The 23,754-nt window shown below is 33.2% G+C and carries 24 protein-coding genes and 1 other RNA gene; all 25 read right to left on the bottom strand.

What is annotated here, in order from left to right; translation table 11 throughout:
• Nucleotides 1–130: 130 nt before the first annotated feature.
• Nucleotides 131–1,111 carry an RluA family pseudouridine synthase gene (locus ACTTG8_RS02305; protein WP_442560506.1) on the bottom strand — a complete coding sequence of 327 codons (981 nt, stop codon included), beginning with the start codon at nucleotides 1,109–1,111 and terminating at the stop codon, nucleotides 131–133.
• Nucleotides 1,098–1,634 (bottom strand): signal peptidase II, encoded by a 537-nt coding sequence (lspA, locus tag ACTTG8_RS02300; protein WP_442560505.1) that lies wholly within the window; start codon nucleotides 1,632–1,634, stop codon nucleotides 1,098–1,100. The genes ACTTG8_RS02305 and lspA overlap by 14 nt, the downstream gene beginning before the upstream one ends.
• Nucleotides 1,635–1,636: 2 nt before the next feature.
• Nucleotides 1,637–2,746, bottom strand: a complete 1,110-nt coding sequence (gene aroB, locus ACTTG8_RS02295) for a 3-dehydroquinate synthase (protein ID WP_442560504.1) — start codon at nucleotides 2,744–2,746, stop codon at nucleotides 1,637–1,639.
• The gene (locus tag ACTTG8_RS02290; protein WP_442560503.1) at nucleotides 2,730–3,335 is read right to left on the bottom strand and encodes a DivIVA domain-containing protein; all 606 of its coding nucleotides are present in this window, start codon (nucleotides 3,333–3,335) and stop codon (nucleotides 2,730–2,732) included. Before ACTTG8_RS02290 ends, aroB begins: the two co-directional genes overlap by 17 nt.
• A 15-nt stretch (nucleotides 3,336–3,350) precedes the next feature.
• The gene (locus ACTTG8_RS02285) at nucleotides 3,351–4,127 is read right to left on the bottom strand and encodes an RNA-binding protein (protein WP_442560502.1); all 777 of its coding nucleotides are present in this window, start codon (nucleotides 4,125–4,127) and stop codon (nucleotides 3,351–3,353) included.
• A 1-nt stretch (nucleotide 4,128) separates the two neighbouring features.
• A complete protein-coding gene (locus tag ACTTG8_RS02280) occupies nucleotides 4,129–4,695 on the bottom strand; it encodes a cell division protein SepF (protein ID WP_442560501.1) in 567 nt (188 codons plus the stop codon).
• A 74-nt stretch (nucleotides 4,696–4,769) separates the two neighbouring features.
• Nucleotides 4,770–6,200: an HlyD family efflux transporter periplasmic adaptor subunit gene (locus ACTTG8_RS02275; RefSeq protein WP_442560500.1), complete on the bottom strand. Its 1,431-nt coding sequence runs from the start codon at nucleotides 6,198–6,200 to the stop codon at nucleotides 4,770–4,772.
• A 118-nt stretch (nucleotides 6,201–6,318) separates the two neighbouring features.
• Nucleotides 6,319–6,738 carry a twitching motility protein PilT gene (locus ACTTG8_RS02270; RefSeq protein ID WP_442560499.1) on the bottom strand — a complete coding sequence of 140 codons (420 nt, stop codon included), beginning with the start codon at nucleotides 6,736–6,738 and terminating at the stop codon, nucleotides 6,319–6,321.
• 71 nt (nucleotides 6,739–6,809) lie between these two features.
• On the bottom strand, nucleotides 6,810–7,799 hold the full coding sequence (locus ACTTG8_RS02265) for a D-alanyl-D-alanine carboxypeptidase family protein (protein ID WP_442560498.1): 990 nt from the start codon (nucleotides 7,797–7,799) through the stop codon (nucleotides 6,810–6,812).
• A complete protein-coding gene (locus ACTTG8_RS02260; RefSeq protein WP_442560497.1) occupies nucleotides 7,796–8,194 on the bottom strand; it encodes a methylglyoxal synthase in 399 nt (132 codons plus the stop codon). Before ACTTG8_RS02260 ends, ACTTG8_RS02265 begins: the two co-directional genes overlap by 4 nt.
• Before the next feature lie 47 nt (nucleotides 8,195–8,241).
• Nucleotides 8,242–9,402: an FtsW/RodA/SpoVE family cell cycle protein gene (locus ACTTG8_RS02255; RefSeq protein WP_442560496.1), complete on the bottom strand. Its 1,161-nt coding sequence runs from the start codon at nucleotides 9,400–9,402 to the stop codon at nucleotides 8,242–8,244.
• Nucleotides 9,395–9,685 carry a cell division topological specificity factor MinE gene (gene minE, locus ACTTG8_RS02250; RefSeq protein ID WP_442560495.1) on the bottom strand — a complete coding sequence of 97 codons (291 nt, stop codon included), beginning with the start codon at nucleotides 9,683–9,685 and terminating at the stop codon, nucleotides 9,395–9,397. The genes ACTTG8_RS02255 and minE overlap by 8 nt, the downstream gene beginning before the upstream one ends.
• 12 nt (nucleotides 9,686–9,697) lie before the next feature.
• Nucleotides 9,698–10,486 carry a septum site-determining protein MinD gene (minD, locus tag ACTTG8_RS02245; RefSeq protein ID WP_442560494.1) on the bottom strand — a complete coding sequence of 263 codons (789 nt, stop codon included), beginning with the start codon at nucleotides 10,484–10,486 and terminating at the stop codon, nucleotides 9,698–9,700.
• 84 nt (nucleotides 10,487–10,570) lie between these two features.
• Entirely contained in the window at nucleotides 10,571–11,245 is a 675-nt protein-coding gene (locus ACTTG8_RS02240; RefSeq protein ID WP_442560493.1) for a septum site-determining protein MinC, read from the bottom strand.
• Between the two features lie 14 nt (nucleotides 11,246–11,259).
• Nucleotides 11,260–14,013: a penicillin-binding transpeptidase domain-containing protein gene (locus ACTTG8_RS02235; RefSeq protein ID WP_442560492.1), complete on the bottom strand. Its 2,754-nt coding sequence runs from the start codon at nucleotides 14,011–14,013 to the stop codon at nucleotides 11,260–11,262.
• An 86-nt stretch (nucleotides 14,014–14,099) separates the two neighbouring features.
• On the bottom strand, nucleotides 14,100–14,609 hold the full coding sequence (mreD, locus tag ACTTG8_RS02230; RefSeq protein WP_442560491.1) for a rod shape-determining protein MreD: 510 nt from the start codon (nucleotides 14,607–14,609) through the stop codon (nucleotides 14,100–14,102).
• A complete protein-coding gene (gene mreC / locus ACTTG8_RS02225) occupies nucleotides 14,609–15,391 on the bottom strand; it encodes a rod shape-determining protein MreC (RefSeq protein WP_442560490.1) in 783 nt (260 codons plus the stop codon). Before mreC ends, mreD begins: the two co-directional genes overlap by 1 nt.
• A gap of 55 nt (nucleotides 15,392–15,446) precedes the next feature.
• Nucleotides 15,447–16,511 carry a rod shape-determining protein gene (locus tag ACTTG8_RS02220; protein WP_442560489.1) on the bottom strand — a complete coding sequence of 355 codons (1,065 nt, stop codon included), beginning with the start codon at nucleotides 16,509–16,511 and terminating at the stop codon, nucleotides 15,447–15,449.
• Nucleotides 16,512–16,531: 20 nt separating this feature from the next.
• A complete protein-coding gene (gene radC / locus ACTTG8_RS02215) occupies nucleotides 16,532–17,236 on the bottom strand; it encodes a RadC family protein (protein ID WP_442560488.1) in 705 nt (234 codons plus the stop codon).
• 131 nt (nucleotides 17,237–17,367) lie between these two features.
• Nucleotides 17,368–17,550 (bottom strand): 50S ribosomal protein L32, encoded by a 183-nt coding sequence (gene rpmF / locus ACTTG8_RS02210; protein ID WP_023353071.1) that lies wholly within the window; start codon nucleotides 17,548–17,550, stop codon nucleotides 17,368–17,370.
• Nucleotides 17,551–17,681: 131 nt separating this feature from the next.
• Complete coding sequence (locus ACTTG8_RS02205; protein ID WP_442560487.1) at nucleotides 17,682–18,875, bottom strand: acetate/propionate family kinase; 1,194 nt, start codon at nucleotides 18,873–18,875, stop codon at nucleotides 17,682–17,684.
• A gap of 42 nt (nucleotides 18,876–18,917) precedes the next feature.
• The gene (pta, locus tag ACTTG8_RS02200) at nucleotides 18,918–19,916 is read right to left on the bottom strand and encodes a phosphate acetyltransferase (RefSeq protein ID WP_442560486.1); all 999 of its coding nucleotides are present in this window, start codon (nucleotides 19,914–19,916) and stop codon (nucleotides 18,918–18,920) included.
• Nucleotides 19,917–20,173: 257 nt separating this feature from the next.
• On the bottom strand, nucleotides 20,174–20,992 hold the full coding sequence (locus ACTTG8_RS02195) for a transglutaminase-like domain-containing protein (protein WP_442560485.1): 819 nt from the start codon (nucleotides 20,990–20,992) through the stop codon (nucleotides 20,174–20,176).
• A gap of 100 nt (nucleotides 20,993–21,092) precedes the next feature.
• Nucleotides 21,093–21,272: non-coding RNA, 6S RNA (gene ssrS / locus ACTTG8_RS02190), on the bottom strand.
• Nucleotides 21,273–21,390: 118 nt separating this feature from the next.
• Nucleotides 21,391–23,751, bottom strand: coding sequence for a DNA internalization-related competence protein ComEC/Rec2 (locus ACTTG8_RS02185; RefSeq protein ID WP_442560484.1), 2,361 nt, complete (start codon nucleotides 23,749–23,751; stop codon nucleotides 21,391–21,393).
• Nucleotides 23,752–23,754: the final 3 nt, after the last annotated feature.

The following is a 23,754-nucleotide window of genomic DNA, read 5'->3' as shown; positions in this document are numbered from 1 at the left end:
CAAAATGTTGATTTTTATTTTTTGTTTTTATACCTGTTATCCACAGTCATTTTACCTAAAGGTAAACTGTATCCAATTAGCATAAATAGAGAATTTGTGGTATACTTGTATCATTAAGAAATCAAAAAGTTTAATTCCCTAATTTATCAAGTAATTTAGTAAAATACTCAGGTAGTGGTGCATGAAATTCCATATATTCACCTGTTTTAGGATGAATAAAGCCCAACATTTCTGCATGAAGAGCCTGCCCCTGTAACTTAAATGGATTCTTTGCAACTCCATAAACCTCATCTCCAAGCAGGGGATGTCCTATACTCGTCATATGTACCCTTATCTGATGGGTTCTTCCTGTTTCAAGTTCACACTCAATATGCGCAAAATTATTTCCGTTCGGTGAGGTGAAATTTCTTATAAGCTTATAATGTGTAATTGCAGGCTTTCCATCAACCGTTATAGCCATCTTCTTTCTATCTGATTTAGACCTTCCTATCGCCCCTTCGACAGTTCCTCCTTCCTCTTTAAAAGTACCGTATACTATAGCTTGATACTTTCTCTTTATGCTGTGTTCTTTAAGCTGTGATGCTATAATTCTATGCGAAATGTCATTTTTGCATACAACGATGACTCCGGTAGTATCCATGTCTATGCGATGTACAATGCCGGGACGAAGTTCTCCATTAATACCTGAAAGATTGTTTTTACAATGGTGCATAAGAGCATTTACAAGTGTTCCTGTGAAATGCCCTGCTGCCGGATGTACCACCATCCCTTTAGGTTTGTTTATTAAAATAACATCTTCATCCTCATATAAAATGTCTAAAGGTATATCTTCCGGAACTATCTCCACTTCTTTCATCGGTGGGATGTTTACAGTAACTACCATTCCTTTGGAAACCTTAAAACTACTCTTTACAGCCTTTTTGGCAACAAGGACTCTTCCCTCATCTATAAGTCCCTTAAGATATGACCTTGAATATTCTAAAAGGCGCAAGGACAGGTACTTATCTATCCTTTCGCCCTCAAAAATATCTTCTACTACAAGCTCAACTATATTATCAAAAACTTCACTATCAAGTTCATCATCTAAAATATTCTCATTATTTAATTTCATTTTTCACCCTGCCAAGCATTGTATCAAAATCATCATCTTTGTAATAAAATACCACAAACAACAAAATTGAAATAGCTGAAATAGTCACATAACAGTCTGCAACATTAAATATAGGAAAATTAATTAACTCAAAATAAAGAAAATCAATTACATAACTATGTCCATACTTAATCATAGTAATTGTTCTGTCTGCAAAATTACCTAATGCTCCTGAAAGCATTAAAACTAATGTAAAATGTACAGGAAGATATCTTTTTTGAAACACCATCTTTTTAAGCACAAAGACTATTACTGCAATTACTATAACAGTAATAATCGTAAACATCCAAAATCCACCTTGAAATAAACCGAAAGCAGCACCTGAGTTACCACCTTCAAGCAAAGTTAGGCTAAAAACTTTTGGAATTACATCTATACTTCCATTTGATAAATATTTAACAGCCAGCTGTTTTGTAATTAAATCAAATGACACTAAAATTATTATAGCTATTAATTCAAGCAAAAAAAATTTATTTTTATTCATAATTAACCTTCAAACATTTCCTTGATACCATCCAATAATTCTTCATCAGTTATATCTTTATAAACTTCAGCTTTACCAACTTCATCAATAAGAATAAATTTTATTTTTCCACCTTGCATTTTTTTATCAGATTTAGTCGCCAAAAGCACATCATTTAGATTGAAACTAACTTCAGAAACTTCAAATTTTCTGTAAAGTTTATACTTTATCAAAATTTCTTTCATTTTAAGCAATTCGCCTTCGGACATAAGCCGGCGATTAACAGCAATCCTTCCTGCCACCATCATCCCAAGGGCTACACACTCTCCATGTAAAAGCCTGAATTCCATCAGCTTTTCAACAGCATGACCTATTGTATGCCCAAAGTTAAGTATTGCTCTAAGTCCCTTTTCTAAAGGATCATTTTCGACTACTTCTTTTTTTATTCTGCAAGAATTAAAAATAATATACTCCAGTGATTCTCTGTCCTTTGATATAATCTTATCTGAATTTTCACTAAGATAAGTTAAGAACTTACTATCCCAAATATACCCATATTTAATAACTTCAGCCATTCCGGAAAGATATTCTCTTTCAGGAAGAGTATTTAGACTATCAGTATTCATGTACACAAGTTTAGGCTGATGAAATGCTCCAACCATGTTCTTATATCCCATAAAGTCCACACCTGTCTTTCCACCAACACTTGAATCCGACATCGCCAACAGGGTTGTAGGAATTCCAGCAAACCTTATACCTCTTAGATAAGTAGCAGATACAAATCCTGCTAAATCACCTACCACACCTCCACCAATAGCAAGTATTACATCATTTCTTTCAAAATTATACTTTATCAACTCTTCATACAGACTTTGTACAGTAATTATATTCTTACTATCTTCACCGGCAGTAAAACTAAATGTGTGTATTTTTTTATTCACACACATTAAAATCTGTAATATTTTTTCTCTAAAATACTTTTCTGTATTTGAGTCGAATACCAACATAAACTTATTACAAGACGAAAAAATATTGACAAGAATTTCAGGCAATTTATTAAAATCAGGCTCTATCACTATAGTATAAACTTCTTTGTCTTTTTTATTTATCTCAACTTCAAGTATTTTGCTCATTGACAACTTCCTCTGTAGGCTGAATTTCCAAATCTTGTAGCTGACTTTCTTCTTCGTTTATCATTCTATCGTCGATAGACTCATGTTCTTTTGCATCTTCCAGATTTTCTTTTAACTTTAGATAGCCCTTCAAATCATTAATAGATATATTATAGGCATCACTATTAATAATATCAAGCTGTGAAGTTATCAAGTTTCTTACATGAGTTTTATATAATTCAAACCTTCGATTCAAATCATCCGTCTGCCTAAATATATTATCTAACTCAGATCTTGCTTTAGTCAATACTTCATCAGCTTTATCATGAGCATTCTGTTCAATAACTCTTGCATTTTTAGCAGCCTTAGCCTGTTCTTCATCTGAGGTCTTTTGTGCAAGAACCAGTGCTTTTTGTAAAGTTTTCTCCATAGACTTATAATACTGGAGCCCATCACTTAAGGCTGTTGCCTTATCCCTTAATTCAATATTTTCTTTATATAACGCCTCATAATCATTAACAATTTCAGCTAAAAATTGATCTACACTTCTTTTTGAATAGCCAATTCCCTTCTTAAATTCATAGTTCCTAATCTCATCTGATGAAAGCATATATCCTCCTGCAACTCAGCAATATTTTCCTAAATGAATTTGTATTTTTTCTTTTTTTGTATGTCCTAAAATTTCATAAAAAATAAATTTTCCAAATCCTCTTACCGATATTATGTCACTAGGCTTTACCTGATAATGTCCCTGAATGACTGCACAAGCATTGACTGCTACCTTTTCTTTATCAATCAAATCTTTTACCTTAGATCGTGATAGATTAAAGACCTCCCCTATAACTACATCCAGCCTTAATGATGATACCGTACCATATCTATCTTCAATTTTCCTAACAACCAATGCCTCATCTGCTGACACTGCTATGCAACCTACTTGATGCCTGCCAACCTGTATCAATTCTTTAATAAGAAAATTTTCAATCTTCTCATTGCAAAATATAAATGCCTTAACTGCCTTGTTATTTTCAGTTATAAGATAAATATCTCCTAATAATTTTCTGTCAATTCCAAGCCCAAGAATTGCACCTAAAAAATCTCTATGAGTAAGTGAATTTTGCTCAAACTTAGCACTTTTAACTTGAATTTCAATACAGCTGATAGGAAATTTTATATCTTCTCTTTCCTCATATAAAGCCGGAAAACAAGCCATTACTCTCTCAGCATCATCAAGTCCTCCAAAAAGGAAAAACCTTCCTCCCGGAAGGTCTGCCGCCTGTCTTTTTAAAACTGCCACTTCCCTGACACTTAGAAAATCTGAAAACATATTTATATTCTTATTATAAGCTGCCCTAGCCAAATCAAGCAAATGCCTAAATGCTAAACTAACCTCTTTGTCCATACTAATCATCATTTGCATTAGACGAAACAAAAAGAACATTTTTAAGATCCACTTCATTTTCAGGTGCCATCTCAACATTTTCAGGTGAAATCAAATAGACATACCTAGACACTCTCTGAATTTTACCATCAATAGCATGCATAGTTCCTGTCATAAAGTCAATAATTCTCTGTGCCACTTGATCTTCCAATGCTTCAATATTAAGAGCAATTACATAACCTGCAAGCAACCTATCAGAAATATCCTCAACATCCTCATATACTTTTGGAGAAACGATATATACCTTAGAGTCTGCTTTCATCTTCTTAGTTATCGGAACTACTTTAGAATCTGTTTTGGAAACCTTTTTCTTTTTTCTAGAAAATGACTCTGAATAATCATCTTCTTCATATCCATTTTCATCTTCATCGCTATATTCATCGTAAGACCTTCTTCCACCCTGCCTTACATTAGACTTCGCTCTGGGTTCCTGTACAATGTCTTCCTCATAATCTTCTTCATAATCATCATCTGGAATGCCAGTACCTTCCTTTACCGAATTAATAAGTTTGCTTATTCCTTCAAACATATATTCACTCCTATTTATTGATATCAATATTAAAAACATCCATGGTAGTATTATGAATGTTTTTTCCATGCAAGTCAACTATTATTTTTTTCCATTTCCAATTTATCTGCATTTAGTATTATATTATCATACTCATTTAGATAATATCCTTTATTCATAGGTATCAAATAATAATCACTGTCAGCTGATGCCCTATCCTCTATATCAGGTTCTACATGTTTGAATCTGGGATAACCATTATTAACGTTGTAAACTCCCTTCAACAACCTTGTTTTCCCTATTTTAAATTTATTATTTCCCTCCCGTTCAATAATTTCATCCCCAGCTTTAAAAATTTCATCAATATCTACATATACCACTTTATTATCTGCATCCTTATAGCAAATATCCACTTCAACATTTTTTTTGATAACTTTATTATTCTTATCTACTGTTTGTAAAGAAAATCCCCCACTTACATTTCCAGTTCCACTAGTATAATACTCTTCCGGTATTTCATAAGCCATCCTCTCTACCATAGAAGATTTAGGAATTTTAAGTCCATTCATGCTTTTAAGAATTATATAAACATTCACAAATCTTTTTTCCGAATAATCTACCATATAGTTAAAAAGTGTCAAAATAAGATAATCATTATTATTAATTCTTTCTATTTTTGACTGCGCTTTAGCTGTAAATCCTTTATTATCAATTACAATATCTAAATAATCTTTTCCCTCAAGAAGTTTTTTCTGATTTTCTGTTATAGGCACGACAATTTTCCAAGTTTCATCAGAAATAAGCTTATATACAGGCTCACCGGCATCTACCTTACCATCATTTTCAGCCGCAATCTTCAATACATAATCATTCTGTTTTTGAAATATTTCAGGATTAATACTAGTTTCTGAAAGCCCTTCCAATCCATCTGTTCCATATATAATAATTCCACTATCAGATGCATAATTTACATTAAAAAATTCATTTTCATCCGTAATTTTCTTCAAAGATGCTATTACTTTTTTCCCCGAAGTAGTCATCACCATTTCAGCCATAGATTCTTTAAGATTGTATACAGCCATAAAATTATCATCTCTATTAATTTGAAACTGGTGTAATATTCCCATAAGCCTCTCTCCGGCTTCATCTGTCTGATCGTCTAAAGTAAGCTTTGAATATATATTTCCTATCTTATCTATTGAAAAAACAGCTTCATTTTTATGAACCCTTGAATTTCCATTAATGTAATAATTAATATAACCTGTATCTGAAACAGTAAATACCTTTTCATTCCTTAAAATTAAGCCGGAAGTATTTACAACTTCATTCCTTTCATCACTAATAACCCTATAAATAGATGTCTTCTCCCTAGTCAAAAACATAAATGTATGACCCAATATATAAGCTACTATCATTAAAAATATAATACCACTAACATTGAATCGTTTTTTTTCTTTATTTTTTTTCTTTTCTCCATACCGAACAATATTATTGCTTTTAGCTTTAAGCGATTTTGGTTCAGCCAATTTTTACTCCTCCAAAAATCATCATAACCACCAGATAAACTGGTGGCTTATTTATATTGCGATAACAATAACAAACTGCCACACAAACAATGTGACAGTTATGTAAAAATGTTTAATCTTATAAAGAAACCAAAACATTATGCCTATATTCTTCCGGCATATCTTCACTCTTAACAGAAAGGCTTAGAGTTACATCAACACTGTATTTATCTGCAACCTGAATTATCTTATCAAGAACAGGCTTCATATTTTCTTTATCAGTAAATGAAATCTTAAGAAAACTATCAAGGAAAATTGCCTCAAGATCATGATCTTGTGAAATAATTCCACAAATAAATCCTACAAACTCTCCTGAATCTTCCACAAGGAAATCCTTAACATTTATTAGACGGATTTTATTATTAAGCTCATACATATGTGCTGAATCCTTGTCAAGAAATACAACGTTTCCACCAGAGGTTTTAATAGCCTCATTAGCCTTCTCAAGAATTACCTTTGTTTTGCCTTTTCCTTTTTCCCCGCAAATAATATGTACCATGGTAAAACCCTCCTTTAATTATGAAGTTTATAAACAAATAATATTATATGCTAATTTACTTAAAAATTCAATTAGTTTGGCATATTTTGTGGTAAGTTTTCAAAAATAGTACCAAGCTGAGCATATAAATTTAGACTGTCGGATGCTTTTAATATTCCTGCCACATAATCCTTACCTTCAGAGGACTTAAACGACATCAGTATGCATGAACCTGCCTCATCTGTAGTCCCTGTTTTCCCACCAAGCACACTATAGCCATTTGGTACTTTATATGTACCTGTCAAATATTGATTGGTAGATGCCATCGTTACTGAAACCTCTGCACCTGCAAAGTTTTTATATTTCATAACATATGATGACTGCTGTATTATCTTCACAAATTCAGGGTTTTTAAGTAATGCATTAAAAATTATATATAAATCATACAATGTTGAATAGTGGTAATTATCATGCAACCCTGTACTATTTACAAATCTGCTATGTGATGCACCAAGTTTCTTCGCCTCTTCATTCATAATTACTGCAAACTTTTCTTCACTTCCTGCTACCAAAAAAGCCAAGGCCTTAGCTGCGTCATTCGCTGATGTTACAAGGGATGCATTTAAAAGCTGTCTTATGGTAACCTTATCTCCATCCATCAGCCGTATTTTTTTAGCATATGGATCAGATAACTTTACCATTTCACTCGTTATACTAACCTCTCTATCCAGATTTTTTTCCTTATCAAATACAACCCATGCAGTCATAAGCTTTGTAAGGCTCGCCGGATATATCTTTTTTAAAGAATTCTTTGAACAAATCGCCTCTTCACCACTGGAAACAAATACTGATTTAGCATTAAAAGAAGGCTTATTCTCCAATTTATTTATCTTTTTATCTGTAATTACCGGTATTCCTTCAGACATAAGAAGAATTCCTTCTCCTTCTACCTGAAAATTGTAAGCAGCTGTTTGAATTTTCCCATCTCCATAAGGAAAGTAAGCAATAGTTTCATTTTTACAGCCTGTAAGAATAAGTCCCATCAAGGCTATAATCACTAAATTTCTTCTAATTTTGATCATGACTTATATAACTCTCTCCAGTCAAGGTCTCCCCTGTCCAAAGCCTTAATCATAAGCTCTGCAGATGCCAGATTAGTGGCTGCCGGAATATTATTAACATCACATAATTTTAAAATATTAGTTATATTAGGTTCATGCTTTTTAGATGACAAAGGATCTCTTAAAAATATTACTAAATCTATTTCATTATGGTCAATCTGAGCTGCCATCTGTTGCTCACCACCCAAATGTCCTGCAAGATACTTATGAACAGCTAGATTAGTAACCTCTTCAATAAGCCTACCGGTGGTTCCTGTTGCATATAAAGTATGCTTGCCCAAAATTCCTCTGTAAGCTATGCATAAGTTTTGCATCAGCTTTTTTTTAGCGTCATGTGCAACCAATCCAATATTCATAATCTACCCCTTATTTATTTGATATTTAGTATTTTAATTCCCAAAAATTACAGAAAAATCTCATTCTCACCCACATTAGAAAACAAGCTATGCTTTGCCTTCTGAACCCCTACATTCAAAACAAGGGCAATTCCTAAAAAATTACTAAGTAAAGAGGACAGTCCATAACTCATAAATGGTAGGGGGAGCCCTGTATTAGGCAGCAAGGCTGTATTAACACTTATATTTACAAAAGACTGAAAAACCAACATAGCTGATACACCAATTGCTATCATCTTGCCTGTAAAGTCATTTGTTTTTTTAGCAATCAATATACATTTAAATACAATGAACGCAAATAATGAAATTACCAAAACACATCCGATAAAGCCTAATTCTTCGGCTACAACAGAAAAAATAAAATCACTTTCGTTTACATACACCTTATTATAAAGCCTAAAATCTGAAACATCCCCTAATAATGTTTTTCCTAAAACCTTACCTGAGGCTATTGCATTCACCGAATGAATTTGCTGATACTGTACTGTAAGAGCATATTTCTCCGGATCTAGAAAACTAAGTATTCTCTTCTGCTGCTCATTTGTAAGAAGTTTTTGTCCGGGCTGTATTACATACCAAAACAATCCTGCTCCTATCGGTACAGAAACAGCTAGTGTAATCCCTATAATCTTGAGGCTAAGTCCTGCCATAAATATCATCATTGCAAAAATGAACATACAAACCATGCTAGATGAAAGGTCAGTCTGAATAAGAATAAGCGAAGTAGGTATCATCATTACAATACCTGATAATAAAAATATCCCCCACCTGTTCAGTTTGCTTTGAACCTTTGTAAATAATACAGAAAGCACTAAAATCAATATAATTTTTACAAGTTCAGAAGGCTGAACTTCCATAGAACTTATCCTAAGCCATCTAAAAGCACCTGTATCATGATCTACTCCATAAGATGTAAATCTTACCATCACCAAAAGCATTATAGCTATAAAATAATACAAAATTACAAATTTACATATGAAATGATAGTCAATCATCACTCCTACAAAGATTACAAACAACCCTAAAGCAATTCCTATTAACTGCCTTTTTGCCATACTAATATCTCCTGCTTTGTACAGACAATACACACCTATCGAACAAAGCAATAATACAGCTATGACAATCGAAACACTAAAATTCTTAAAATCATATTTTTTATTTTTAAACATTAGAATCCTTATGCTTTGTCCCTTTAATATTTTTTACAGGGATATTTGCAAAAATTGCAGGTACAGAAACATTGTTGGTTTCTGATTCTGTCTGTGCTATCTTAATATCAAGCCCTTCAACGTCTATTTCTACATACTTTGAAATCACTTGAATTATATCATTTTTAATCTGTTCCATAATTTCAGGAGAGCAGTTAGCCCTGTCTGATACAAGTACCAACTTAAGTCTGTCTACAGCCTGCTGTCCCGAAGATTTCTTTCTAAAAAAATCCATTAAACTCATAGCCTAACTCCTCTACTTCTTAAATATATCTCCAAGACGTGCTAATAACCCTTTTTTACTTTCAAGGTCAAGGAACGGAACCTCAACACCGGTAATTCTCTTACATATGTTCATATAAGCCTGTCCGGCAAGTGAATCATTCCCTGCAAGTGGTTCACCGGTATTTGTTGCTATAACTATATTCTCATCGTCCGGTACAACACCAAGAAGGCTCACTGCAAGTATATCAAGAACTTGTTCACTTGACATCATATCGCCTCTCTTAACCATATCCATACGGAGTCTGTTTACGATAAGCTCTGTCTTCTTTATTTCATTTGCCTCAAGAAGTCCTATTATTCTGTCAGCATCCCTTACTGCAGAAACTTCAGGAGTAGTAACAACTATAGCTCTATCTGCTCCAGCTATAGCATTCTTAAATCCCTGTTCAATTCCTGCAGGACAGTCAAGAATTATATAATCAAACTCATTCTTTAACTCTTCGGTAAGTGCTGCCATCTGTTCAGGGTTTACTGCATCCTTGTCCCTGGTCTGAGCACTAGGAAGTAGATATAAAGTTTCGTATCGCTTATCTTTTATAAGCGCCTGCTTAATCTTACAGTTTTGCTCAATTACATCTACAAGGTTATACACTATACGATTCTCAAGTCCTAGAACAACGTCAAGATTCCTAAGACCGATATCTGTATCAATAAGTACAACTTTTTTACCTAACATAGCCAGTCCGGTACCTACATTGGCAGTAGTAGTAGTTTTACCTACACCACCCTTGCCAGATGTTATAACAATAACTTCTCCCATAAAAATCTCCTAACTAAACTAATTTTCTTCAATACTATAATATTATTTAAATGAATTAATTACAAGTAACTTACAAAATTTTTTCTATAATCTTAATGAATCTAGTGCATTTTTATCTAAATTTTCAATACAGATAGTATTGTTTTCAACAAATGCCACCTTAGGCTCAAGATCTTTAGCCTTGCTATATGTTTCAGAATCATCCGAACAGCGTCCTATTGATGCACCAATCCTGAGCTGTATAGGGTTCATATCCAGTGCTATTATAAAAGCATCATTATTTCCATCTATGCCTGCGGCCACTTCTCCCTTTAATGATCCTAAAACTATTATGCTACCTTTGGAAGACACCTTAGCCCCTGGATTAATATCTCCTATAATTATAACACCTGTGTCAAATTCCATCATTTTACCCGATCTGAAATTTCCTTTATGAATCTTGGCAAGGCTCATATCTTTAGAAACAGCAATTTGATCTAGTTTGGCTTTAAACTGTGCCTCCCTTATCGGATCATGATCCACTGTACATACTACATTCAAAGAAGAATTATCAATAATAGCTTGTATTATTTGCTCTTCTTCCTCAAAAGTCAGCTTTCTGCCATCAAATGCAACTGCCATATCTGCATTTCCAAAAAAATTAGCTGATTCTTTAAATTTATTTCCAACCGCCTCTAATAAAGAATCAAACCCCAAGTCTTTATCAAGTATGATCAAAATACCAAAATTATTTGCCTTAATAACAACCGGTTCCTTCATTTTTCCTCCTAATATTAGTCTGATATTATGTTGTCTACATTATCTTCTACAGCTTTTTTACCCAAGGCCTCGTCATCTCTGTCTCCAAAATAATACTCATAAAAGTCAGCTACTGCCCTTACTGCATTGGCCGATGTATAGGCATAAGGTAGGACACAGGTAACGGATATTTCAGGCTTATCATAAGGCGCATATGACATGAACAGTGCATGATCTCCTCTCATTGTTGAGAACTGAGCAGTACCTGATTTACCTGCTGCAATAGTATTTATATTTTTAAATACACTTTTATACGAACTCCTGTTTCCATTAATAACTTGATACAGACCATCCTTCATTGTATCCCATATTCTCTGTTCAAGTTCTATTTTAGGTGCTTTTTTATTACCAGCATTCGATATATTATTTTTAATAATTTTACCATCAATACTTTTAATCTCATCTATTACAGTGAGGTAATTGAGTGTTCCACCATTTGCTATACCGGATATATATCTTGAAATCTGTGCAGGTGTAAATGCGTAACTTCCTTGCCCTATTGAAGACCTGACAGAGTCTGTATCCGATATGGACGGCTCATATTCATAAAGTTCAACCCCTGACGTTGTTCCCTTCTTAAATCCAAACATAGCAGCATATTTATTGAGTTTACTAAGACCTAGAGCAGAATTATACTTTCCATCTGCATCCAGACTCATCCTATATCCTGTTTCATAAAAGAAATAGTTACATGAAACCTCTATTGCCGTTCTTGCATCAATATTTCCATGTGAAATCCTACTCCAGCAGGCAGCAGGTTTGTCAGTTTTGGTAAAGACAACTCCATCATGAATTTTTTCATTTTCTCCAAGTACTCCCGTTCCTAAGTTTGCAGCTGTTGAAATAATTTTAAATGTAGAACCGGGAGCCGTCTTCTGCTGACAAGGCCTATTAATAAGTGGAAAAGACTTATCAGCCTGAAGTTTTGCATAATACTTAGCATTAATCTGATTTGCAAGCTTATTATTATCATAACTCGGATAAGTTACCAATGCTTTTACCTTACCTGTATTAGGATCGGTAATCACCATTGAACCGGAACAAGGGTCAAGAGCAAGTCTAGCCGGTGTTATTTCAAGACTTTTAATCTTACTTCTTATAAAACTGTAAGGAGATTCTATTCCTGACAACAAATTATTATATGCCTTATCATCCTTTTTTAAAAAACCTTGTGAAAATAATATCAGACAAACTTCAGTACCTGATACTACATTGTCAAATATAAGGTTTTTATAAACAATTTTCTTAAATTTTAAATCAGATGATATATTATCAAAAATATTTTTTAATAATATCTTGTATATCTCATCCATGCTTAAATATTCACTTCCAATATTAAGTTTTTCAAGATTAATCCATCTTTGTGCAATCGCATATTTAAGAAAATCGCCTAAACTCTTTTTTCCCTCAATATAAGCCTTGAAATTATCATCATTTTCATCTACTATTTCGACATCAATCAACTTTTCAGCCTTTATGTATGAATACAAATAATCAATATATTCACTCATGGCCTTATCATCTCTTTCTGCCTTTACATCATTAATTTTAAGCAATTCTTTTAACTTAATAATTACTTCATTTCTCTCAGATTTGTACTTTGAATAAACACTCTTTTCAACTTTACTTGCCTTATTCTTTTCAAGCCTTACCAAATCTATTGCTCCATTATCAAAAAGAGCGTTATATACTTCATAAATCGGTATCATTATATTGGATGCATTTTTTCCTCTTTCACCATAACTTGCCGAATTATGAATTTTAGTTAACAATACCGTAGCAAGTTCTTTTTCAAGTATGTTGTAGCAGTTTTTTTGTAACTTGCTGTCAATAGTAAGATATATGTCACTACCTGCCTTAGGTTCCGTTATAGTCTTTACATCTGTAACATAGTAACCGGAACTCAATGTCGCCTCTTCCGAACCCTTATTACCCCTTAGATACTTTTCAAAAGAATATTCTACTCCTGTCTTACCTATTTGATCAGTAGAGTTATAGTATTCTTCTTTATCTGCTGCAATTTCATTTTCATTAACATTACCTGTGTAGCCTAGCACATGTGCAAAATATTTGCTTTCATTATAAGACCTATATGTGTGCTCAGCTATTTCAACTCCCGGAAGTTCAGCAGAATATTCAAGTATCGCTGCTACTGTCTTTTCATTTACATTTACAGCTACCGAAATTGGATTCCCTTTATTATATGTATTTAACAACAAAGCAAATCTTATCTTCATTATCTTCAAAGCATCATCAAGGCTATATTTATCACTTATGCCAAACATATAATCGCCACTTTTTAAATGATTATATACCTGTTCTGCAGTTGCATTTCTCTGCTCAACTGTCAGTTTTTCTACAGATGTAGATTTGTAAGCATCTCTTTTGAATCTATTTTCAGCAGCACCTTCTACAGTAAATTTTAATTTCCCATATTTATCTTTTTCAATAAAAAATTCCGGAAAAAGTTTATCACCACTTGATTCAATGATTTTAATAAGCTTAAAAATCATTGAATTCTTCTCTTCTTCAGTTGCAAATGCCTTATAATCCTGCATCGTAACACTATAAGAGAGTTTATTGTATGCTAAAAGCACTCCATTGCAATCATAAATATTTCCTCTGGTAGCTTTAGTCTCACGAACTATAGAATCATATTTATCAATATTTTTACCTATGTCTTCCTGTTTCACTACCTGAATTGTAAATACTTTATAAATAAGTACCATACTGAATGTAGAATATATCAAAACTAATGGAATGGTACGTGTTTTAACAACATTTTTGACAAAAGCTATCAAAGTGTCAAACAAAACTAGATTTCATCCCCTTTCCCTATCATTTCCAGCCTAAGATATATATAGTCTATAGCCTTATACAATATTGCCGATACTATTACAGTATATATTGTTTCAGGCAAAATTATCTTCATCATATAATAAGGCAGGTCTAATCTGTTCCTAAGCAAAAAGCCGGTTACAAAAATCAAAAAATTAAGCATAAAGTCTGACACCCCTACTAATCCCATAGGAATGATTATAGACTCACTATTGTAAAGCTTATTGCTAAATCCGACTAAATACCCAATAGTGAGATAAAGCAATGCATAATATCCGATATAGTCTGATTCTGTTAAATCTAAGAACAATCCCATAAAAAAACCCATGATCATTCCTTGAATTTTTCCATATCTATACCCTGTAAATACAACCAGAATCATCAAAATATTAGGCTTAATACCGGCTATTGCTATTTTATTAAATATTGTAGTCTGCAAAAGATACAATATTATCATCATTATAAAAGAACATATAATGCGTTTCATCAATACAATTCTTCCTTTTCACGTGTAATGATAAGCACCATATCAAGTTTTGAAAAGTCAACTGCCGGTGTAAGATAACCTGATTCCGTCATATTTGACGGATCTACCTTTATATTACTAACATAACCGATAAGTATTCCCGGATGAAATTTAGGGCTTACATATGATGTTACAACTTCATATCCATCCTTGACTCCTGAACCTTTTTTTATATCAGTAACTTCAATGTGCCCTTCATCAAGTAGTTTCAAATTACCTTTTACCGTACAAGTATCTGATGTGTCAAGAAACATTCCTCTTACATTACTGCTATCATCAATTATTGATCTCACTATAGAATTGTTATGGTCAGCCTTAATTATTATACCTACAAGTCCATTTCCTGCCATCACATTCATTCCGGGTTTTATACCGTCATTTGTCCCCTTATCTATCTTAAAATTACTGTACCAGTTATTAGTATCCTTCGAAATGACTCTTGCCGCTACCTTTGGATAATCAGCATAAGTCTGATCCAAATTATATAGTTTCCTAAAGTCATCTAATTCATACTTTCCTTGAATTAAAAGCTTATTTTCATAGTTAACTTTATCAAGCTTTTCAGTCAGTTCCTTATTTTTTGCAAGCAAATCATCAACATTTTTCAAATAATCAAGCTTTGCTGTAAAATAACTCCCCACTTCATTTATGCCTACTTGCATTGGTGTAATTAAATCTCCTGCAACCGTCTTAACAGGGCCAAGTTTATCAGAAAAACGATAAGATGCAACCAATAATACCATGCACAACACAGCTAAAATCATAAAGAGATATCTTGGAACAATTTTAATTTTTATTTTACTTTTTCTTTGAGATGCCATTATTTATATTCCTTAAATTAACCGAATATCCCGGCTGCCTATATATATAAGGCAGAGTTCTGTAATTATCGTCATCAATTAACTTTCCAAGACCATTGATAACACTATCTTGAGGATCTTCCAAAATATTGATTTTAAGATTCGTTTCTTTGTTTAAAAGCTTATCAAAATTTCCGATCAATGCAGAGCCACCAGTCACATAAATACCTGCATCTATAATATCAGAAGATACCTCAGGTGGAACATGCTCTAAGGTACTTTTAATATTTTCCGTAATATTCCTAAGATCTTCTTTGATAGCTTCATATACAAGATCGGACTCAATCTCCATTCTCTTAGGAAGACCTGTAACCACATCTCTTCCATTTACCTGCATCGTAAGTGCCTGACCTGCTATAGCTCCTGCAATCCCCATCTTAAGCTGTTCTGCATTGCTCTTTCCTATTACAAGGGCACACTTCTGCCTTATATGATTACATATTGACTCATCAAACTTATTACCTGCTGTAGGTAAGAGCCTGCTTCTTACTATACCTCCAAGAGCTATTATAGCTATTTCTGTAGTATCTGCTCCAACATCTACCGTCATCACTCCCCTAGCCTTCATTATATCAAGCCCTGCAGCCATAGCCACACATATAGGCTTATCTACTAACGACACACTTTTAGGTTTCAGAGCTGATTTATGTATAAGGTCAGCAAATGACCTCTTCTCCACTTCTGTAATGTCAGTTGGAAGTGCAATTACAAAACTGGTTCCTGATGCTTTTTTAGCTTTTCCATAAAGCCTGTCAAATGATGTATTAAAAAGAAACTCCATCGCACTTACATTGGCAATCACTCCACGGTTTACAGGATATATTACCTCTATAGTTTCCGGAGTCCTTCCTACCATTTCAGCTGCTTCATCGCCTATAGCCCTTATCTCATCCCTATTTTCCATAGCTATGCAATTCTCTTGGTCAAAAATAATTCCATCACCTTTTCTATAATATTTAATTCTTTTAGTACCAAGATCTATGCCAATACTCTTTCCAAGCATAATTAAGTCCTTTCCATAATCTATTTTTTTATTTTAAAATCAGCCAATCCTTTTTCCCTAAAACTTATATAACAACAGTCTCCAATAATTATATGGTCAACAAGCGGAATACCTATCAGCTCAGATACTTCAATAATTTTATCTGTAATCCATATATCTGCCTTACTTGGCGTTGGATCTCCACTTGGATGGTTATGAATAAGCACCAGATTAACCGCTTCATGCTTAAGTGCCTGTATAAATACTTCCCTCGGTCGCAAAAAAGACTGATTTATCGTTCCGATGCTAATAGTCAATTCCTTAATCAGCCTGCACTTTATATCTAAAAGAAGTAGTAGCACATGCTCTTCCTTAAAATGCCTCATCTCTTCCATATATCTCTCAGAAATTTTTGCTGCTGTATCTAATTGTTCATCATATGAACGGCGTGATTTTGAAATCCTTCTTGCCAGTTCACAAACAGCAATAATCTCAACTGCCTTTATAGGACCGATACCGGAGATCTTACAAAGTTCAGCCTCAGTTTTTCCATAAAGTCCTGCAAGAGTTCCTCCACTTGATTCCAGTACCTTTCTGCAAAGTTCCATACAGTTAAGATTTTTAGTTCCCGTCCTAAGAATTAGTGCCAAAATTTCAGCATCCGTAAGCAAATTAATCCCCTGTTTACGATACTTTTCAAAAGGCCTTACATCTTCAGGTAAATCTTCAATTCTTATAGTTTTCATAATTTTTTTAGTGTAAAAAGGAATAGTCACCCTATATTTTAACACAATTATACTTAAGAGTAAATATCTTTAAAATACAAAAAGCCACTTCACAATAATAAATGAAGTGGCTTATATTGTTTAATCAATTCTTATGCTTCAACTTTAACGATTTCTTTCTTATTGTAAGAACCGCAAGCCTTGCAAACTCTGTGAGGAACCATAAGCTCTCCGCAGTTGCTGCATTTAACAAGTGCCGGAGCACTCATCTTCCAGTTTGCTCTACGAGCGTCTCTGTGGCCCTTAGAACTCTTATTCTTTGGACAGATTGACATGTGAACACCTCCCTTATCAATACTTTATACATTGTATTCAAAAGGATTTATCACATAGATAATAATCCTCGAATAAACAATAAAATTTCATACCCAAGTATTTTACAAGCATTTAAACGATTTGTCAAGTATTATTTTACCAGTTCAAGAGTATCTTTTGCAATTGCAAGTTCTTCATTTGTAGGAATTACAAATACCTTAACCCTGCTGTCAGGTGTAGATATGAGCATATTTTTACCTCTCACACTGTTCGCTTCATCATCAATTTTTATTCCGAGGTATTCAAGATTTGCACAAATATCTTTTCTTGTATGCGATCCATTTTCACCTACACCTGCTGTAAATGCTATCGCATCCACGCCGTTCATCGCCGCTACATAAGCACCTATATATTTAATTACCCTGTATTTAAAAGCATCATTAGCAAGTTTTGCTCTTTCATTACCTTCAGCCTCAGCCTTATCAATATCCCTAAAATCACTTGATACACCTGAAAGACCTAATACTCCTGATTTTTTATTGAGAAGATTAAGAATTTCATCAATGCTCTTATTCTCATGATTTGCTATAAACTGGATAACAGCAGGATCTATATCTCCTGATCTTGTACCCATAATAAGTCCTTCAAGCGGAGTAAGTCCCATTGAGGTGTCTACACACTTTCCATCTATTGACGCTGAAATTGAAGAGCCATTTCCAAGATGGCAAACTATAACCTTTCTATGCCCCTCAGGAAGTTCTCCAAATCTTATTGTCTCAGCAGAAACAAACTTGTGGCTGGTTCCATGGAAACCATAACGGCGGATGGAATATTTCTCATAATATTCATAAGGAATAGCATACATATGAGCCTTAGGAGGCATAACCATACCGAAACCGGTATCAAATACTGCAACATTAGGTGTGCCCGGCATAGCTTCTTCGCAAGCTTCAATTCCCATAAGGTTAGCAGGATTGTGAAGAGGTCCAAGGTCAAAACAATCCCTGATAACCTTCTTAACATCCTCAGTTACGACAACAGGGTCGCTATAAACCGTTCCTGCATGAAGTACCCTATGTCCTACCGCTGCTATCTCAGAAACATCAGAAATTACTCCATGCTCTTTATCTATAAGAGCATCCATAACAAGTTTAACTGCTACAGTGTGGTTAGGCATATCGTGTTTAAGCACAAAATCTTCCTTACCTACAGCCTTATGTGTAAGCATAGAACCGTCAATACTTATTCTCTCACAAAGTCCCTTTGCTATTACCTCTTCTGTCTCCATATCAATGAACTGATACTTAAGAGAAGAACTTCCACAGTTAAGTACTAAAATTTTCATAAAAAATACCCCTTTATATTTATTTAATCATTCCAGATTTTGTTACATCTGAGCCTGTACAGCTGTTATTGCAACCACTCCTACTATGTCACTTGCTGAGCAACCTCTTGAAAGATCATTTACAGGACCTGCAATTCCCTGTGTAAGAGGTCCGTATGCTTCAGCCTTTGCAAGACGCTGAACTAATTTATATCCAATATTTCCGGCATCAAGATTTGGGAAAATAAGTGTATTCGCATGACCTGCAACCTTACTTCCTGGAGCTTTAAATTCTCCAACTGATGCTACAAGTGCGGCGTCAAGCTGAAGTTCTCCATCCAGAGCAAGTTCAGGATTTTCAGCCTTAGCAATCTTAGTAGCCTCCTGCACTTTAGTAACATCATCATGTTTAGCTGAACCCATAGTAGAATATGAAAGCATAGCTACCTTTGGTTCTGCCTGAACCAAAGCCTTGAATGATTCTGCTGATGACTTCGCAATTGCCGCAAGCTCTTCAGCATTAGGATTTTGGTTAAGTCCACAATCTGAGAATACAAAAGTACCATTCTCTCCCATATCGCAATTAGGGACTTCTACTATAAAAAATGATGAAACTAACTTTGTTCCGGGTTTAGTTTTAAGAATCTGAAGACTTGGCCTTAAAGTATCTGCAGTAGAATGGCATGCTCCTGAAACAAGACCGTCTGCATCCTTCATCTTAATCATCATTACACCGAAATATGTATTACTGGAAGTAAGTATTTTTCTAGCTTCATCTTCTGTCATACCTTTACTTTTTCTAAGTTCCACTAAACCTGCTACATAAGTATCCAATTTCTCACTCTTCTCCGGATCTATTATCTTAGCACCGGTTACATCAAATCCGCCCTTCTTAGCATCCTCTAATATTTTCTCCTCTTTTCCAAGAAGAACAAGTTCTGCAATCCCCTCTTTAAGGACAGCATCAGCAGCCTCTAAGGTTCTCATATCTTCACTTTCAGGAAGAACTATTACCTTTTTTGAAGATTTTGCTTTAGCCTTGATTTGATCAATAAATGACATGACTTTTACTCCTTTCAAACTATATTAAAAATTAAATTTTATAAAATATTTTGGGAAAAACAATTATAGTAAATTTATATAAATCAATTCGTTCTGTCCCACATTCTATTATAAACCTTTTACGAAAAACATACAATGGAATTTAAATATTTTTTTGATTAATAGGCAATTTCGAAGAAGTTTCAAATTTAAATAAAGATTAATCCCATAAACGAACACATATCAAAATGTCCATTTATGGGATTTTAATCATTAAATTAATAAGTATAAACTACATCCTTGTAATCACTAAAATTCTTATACATAGAATATTTCTGTTTTGCTCTATACATCTGTGCATCATAGGTAGTATCCATAACATTCCATTTAGAATTAGCATATACATTATTCCAAGCATGATATACTTCGGCATTAGGTGTATAACCTGTAACAACCTTAGTAGGCACTCCTACACTTCTAAGCATCGCTGCCATAAGTACTGAATAATCATAACAAATACCCTTTTTTGCATTATACACCTTAGTAACATCAGGAATATAAGCTGCTGTTTTAGCTATATCATTTATATTCTTAGCTTTTGCATTGTCATAAGAATAGTTTTTCACTACAAATTCATAAATGTACTTAATTTTATCATTATCACTTCCCTTACCTGCCAATGTCTGTGCTTTTTTAATTGCCACATTAGTTCTATCCCAGTCTATTATATAATTTGATGAAAGGTACGCTGCATTATCATTGGAAAGCGACTGTGTAACACTTACTGTCTGCATAACTGCATACTTCGTACCAGAAACATTTCTGCAAAGAATGAACTTATACTCTCCATTCCCCTGCGTCATAGGAATTTTTATGTCAACACTTCCCTTTGGAATATCGTACTTATATTGTGTTCCACCTGTAAGCTGCACAATTAATTTAACTTTCACATCATATTCATTATTATAAACTAATTTAACTGTACCATCATTTTCATTTTCAATTGTTGCACTATCAGCATAGGCCTTATCATATTGTGTACAACAAATGAAAAATAACATTATTATGACTAACATAAACTTATTTATTTTTTTCATAATAGCCTCCTTGGTTACATTTTCATTTCCTTTATATAATAATAACTCATTTTGAAACCATTTTCAAGCACTTTTCCACTTTATAATTAATTAAGCTAAAAAAAAGCCCAAAATGCCGGTTCCTGACTTTTGACTCCTAGCTTTTACTAGGTGGGCAACCGCACATACCATCTGCCTTCCACTATAAATTGAGGCTTGACATCAGAATATAAATATAGGAATCCCTTTTTCAGTCATGTAGGTTCAAAATGTCAGAAATTATCGAACATTCCAGGCTTTATAAGCTGTTTGTTCTTTCTACTAAAATATTATACTAAAAAAAAAATAATTTTTCAAGTTTTATTAATTACGATATTTTGCAAATATTTGATGATATCACCTTATCTACCCATTTTATCTTATTTAAAATGTGTATTTACTTTTAACTTTGTGCAATCTTCGCAATCACATTCTTTAGTCGGTAAATATTCTTTTCCTGACAGGTCTTTTGAATTATACTTTGCAGAAATTTTGCTCTTATTTAATGTTATCTCAACATATCCCATATGGTCTGTCCTAAGTATCTTTCCACCCTCTTCTACCATTCTTTCAAGTGTATCCTTATGAGGATGCCCGTATCTGTTCATAAGACCACAGCTTATCATATACATCTTAGGATCCACTATACGTAGAAACTCCGGTAAAGAGGAATTTTTACTTCCATGATGACAAACTTTCAAAATATCACAATTAAGTTCTTTTTCATCACTATATTTCATAACCTCTTCTTCAGTCCTGCTAGCAATGTCACCTGTAAATAAAACAGATATATTTTTATATTCCATACGCATAACTATAGATGCTTCATTCTGATCTTCAATAACTTCATCTCCCTTAGGATAAAGACATCTAAATTTTACTCCATTTTCTTTAATCTCATCATCTTTTTTCATATAAAGCAAGCTTATATTCCTATTTTTAGTTAACTTTTTTAATTTGTTAAGTTCTTCACAATTAAGCTTTTTTGATTTATAGCTAACTGATATAACCACTCTCTCTACATCTATTTCAGGACAATTAAGCAGATCGTTTACTCCATTGACATGATCCTTATCCATGTGTGAAACAAAAATAGTATTTACCTTACTCCAACCTTTTGATTTCAAAAACGGAAGTAGCCTCTTTTTCCCCACTTCATCCACTGTTGTACTACCACAATCTGATATATATACATTTTTAGATCCGTCATGTATTACAAAACAGTCTCCCTGACCAATATCTAACATATTAATTGAAAATTCTTCCAACCTATATGTAAGAATAGCAAAACTGAAAGCTAAGCTCACAAACGTAAACAATATATGTCTAAAATGATTGAATTTAATTTTAGAATTGTTTTTTAGTTTTTCTATTTGCTCTGTCCTTCTCCTTAAAGACAAGCTACTAAATAAAATAAATAAGAGTAAATAATAGATAAAAACCTGCCATTTCTCAGGTTTTCCTAAAATCAACCTAAGAAAAACAAAAGTATCACCAACTCTGCAAAGGGAAGTATAAAAATTCAAAATATAATATGATGCTCCTAAGATAAAGCCTCCTACAGTTTCAGAAATTAATGCTATAAAACCACCAAACAGCCCTGTTATTACCAACACCGACATAAGAGGTATAACTATTATATTTAAAAATATTCCCACAAGAGAAATTTCATAAAAATTCAATAAAATCACCGGTAAAGTTGCAATATTAACACTTAAAGAGCAAAAAACCAAGCTTAGAAAAAAATATCCTACCTTTTTAATTCCTTTTTGATTATAATTCTGCAAATTGCATATATACATAAGTTCCGGCATTATATAAAATATCCCTATTACAGCAAGAAAAGAAAGCTGAAATCCACTTTGATAAATAACTTTATGATTAAAAAACATAATGATAATAGCAGCAAGACTTAGAGAACTAGGCAAATCATAACTTTTTCCAATAATAAATGAAAAGAAAAAGATACACATCATAATTATAGCTCTAGCAGCTGAAACAGAAAAACCTGTAAAAATTCCATAAAGAACTAAGGTGGCACTAGCGAAAAATAGTGGAAAATAAAAACTAATCTTGAGTTTTTTTAAGAACAGATAGATGGCTCCTCCAACCAATGAAATATGTAAGCCGGATATTGCAAGAAGATGACTTATTGAATTGTCCTGATAAAGTTTTTTTATTTCTTCATCTAAATTACTCTTATCTCCTAAAATCATTGCAGATAAGCTACCTGCAGCTTGACTTCCTAATATTTTGTGATATTTTTCAGAAATAGATGAATTTATTTTATGAAAATAGCCATTTACAGAAAAACCTTCTCTTAATATAATTATTTCATCAGCCTCTAGATTACCTATAATCCCTAAATTGGCATAGTATGTTTTCGAATCAAACTCACCGGGATTAACTGGGGCATCAAATTTTTCAAATTTACCTTTACATCTTATATTCCTACCATAGATCAGATTGTCAAGTTTCTTATCACCTTCATTACATTCTCTACTGCTAATACCACAAGCTGTAAACAATCTATTCTCTTTTATCTTAACAAAAAATTTAGGAATTTCTTTAGGTCCATCTTCTACCCTAAGTCTAAAAGTTTTTTCTCCAAATTTCCTATCATAACCTTTAATTCCGGTCACCCTACCATATAATTTCATTACTTTTCCAACATATTCTACATTTAAAGATGGCATTATTCTATCATAGATTACAAATATTAATATAAGAATTAATGCCATCAC

It is taken from the genome of Catonella sp. (assembly GCF_052173895.1).
Classification (GTDB): Bacteria; Bacillota; Clostridia; order Lachnospirales; family Lachnospiraceae; genus Catonella.
This window is presented reverse-complemented; position numbering and strand designations above follow the sequence as displayed.